This is a genomic window from Mesorhizobium sp. M7A.F.Ca.CA.004.12.1.1, from assembly GCF_003997835.1.
GTDB lineage: Bacteria > Pseudomonadota > Alphaproteobacteria > Rhizobiales > Rhizobiaceae > Mesorhizobium.
On sequence record NZ_RZRK01001118.1, the window covers coordinates 1 to 1,502 of the forward strand.

At 64.4% G+C, this 1,502-nt stretch carries 2 protein-coding genes; both read right to left on the reverse strand.

Annotated features, from left to right (window positions below):
- Positions 1-39: 39 nt before the first annotated feature.
- On the reverse strand, positions 40-930 hold the full coding sequence (locus EN984_RS34260) for an arginase family protein (protein ID WP_127269436.1): 891 nt from the start codon (positions 928-930) through the stop codon (positions 40-42).
- 172 nt (positions 931-1,102) lie between these two features.
- On the reverse strand, positions 1,103-1,502 hold a 400-nt coding region (locus tag EN984_RS34265; protein ID WP_164765906.1), incomplete at its 5' end, for a L,D-transpeptidase family protein.

Below are 1,502 nucleotides of genomic sequence, written 5' to 3' on the forward strand. Positions count from 1 at the left end.
CTTCTTGCTGCGCCCGAGAGCAGGCATGGCTCGTCATCGTCATGGCGCTGCTGTTCCGAGCGCAGCGGCCAGTACGTCGGCGAGGCCGCGTCCGGCGCTGCCGTCCTCATCAAGGCGCGGATTGTAGATGGTGATCTCGAGGCCGACTGCCTTGCCGCTCGCCAAGGCAAGCCGGAGCGCGGCCGTTAACTCGTCCCACGACAACCCGCCTGGCACGCGAAAATCGACAGCCGGCATGATGACATCGTCGAGACAGTCGGCGTCGAGATGGATGAAGAAGCCGTCCAATTCCGCTCTCGTCAGGTGATCGACCGCTTCGCGTGCGGCGGCCTCGATGCCCGTCGCGCGCACAGCGGGAAGGTCAAGCACCTTGAGCTCCTCGGGGAGCGGCTGGCTTCCGTACTCCTCCTGATCCTTGTGATCGCGATACGCGAAGGCGACAGCGTCTTCAGGGCGGACCAGAGGACCGCGACCTTCGATGTCGGTCAGAAGCGAGGGACCGTAGCCGGTGACGAAGGCGAGGTCCATCGAGGCACCCTCACCATTGGGTTCCGCCTCTGGCTGGAAGAAATCGGCGTTGCCGTCAATGAAGAGCAAGCCGTAGCGGCCGCGCCGTCGAAACGCGAGCGCCGAGCCCAGCACGATCGTGCAATCGCCGCCCAGCACCACTGGAAACCCGCCTGCGTCAAGCACCGCTTCCACGGCGTCGGCGAGCTTGGGCGACCACTGCGCAATTGCCCTGGCGTTCAGGGTGCCTGTCTCGGAATCGGGCGTCGGGTCCTTCGCAGGCACAGCCAGCCGCCCGGCGCGGCGCGCCTGGATGCGCTCCGCAAGGCCAAGGTCCAGGAGCCGGCCAGGCAAGCGCTCCACACCGTCGGTCGCCAGGCCCAGCGTGGAGGGGGCTTCGAGAATCGCATAATGGCTCGACATAGGCGCCTCCGCTTCGAGCGCTCAACATCGTTCGTCCCTACCGAAACAGGATCACAGTTGCGTTTTGAGCTTGTTCGATAACGGTAGCCGCCGCTCCTCGTTCCCTCTCAGCCGCCTTTCCGCTTTCGGTCATGCCGTATTTATGAGTTAACGGCCTAGCGAAAGCCCTGGATCAACTCGAAGGCGAGCGAACCGCCTCCGTGGCGTCCAGAGCCTGCTTCAGGCGCGAGTCGCGGTCGTAGACGTCGCCGAAATATTCGACCTTGCCGGACAGATCAGGCCAGGCGGTGAAATAGGCGACATAGACCGGGATGGTGCGTGTCACATTCTCGGTCGAGTGGCCGTGCTTCAGCTTCTCGGCGATATAGTCCACGGAGGTGCCAAGCACCGCCGCCGCCATGCCGCGCGGGTCCTGCAGCCGCACGCAGCCATGGCTGAGCGCGCGCATATCACGCTGGAAGAATGATTTCTGCGGCGTGTCGTGCATGTAGATCGCGTGCTTGTTGGGGAACAGGATCTTCAACTCGCCCAGCGCGTTGGCCTCGCTCGGCTGCTGGCGCACGCTGTAGGGG

Coding starts and splice junctions, on each gene's coding strand:
- EN984_RS34260 (WP_127269436.1), bottom strand. CDS start 930: ATGTCGAGCCATTATGCGATTCTCGAAGCCCCCTCCACGCTGGGCCTG.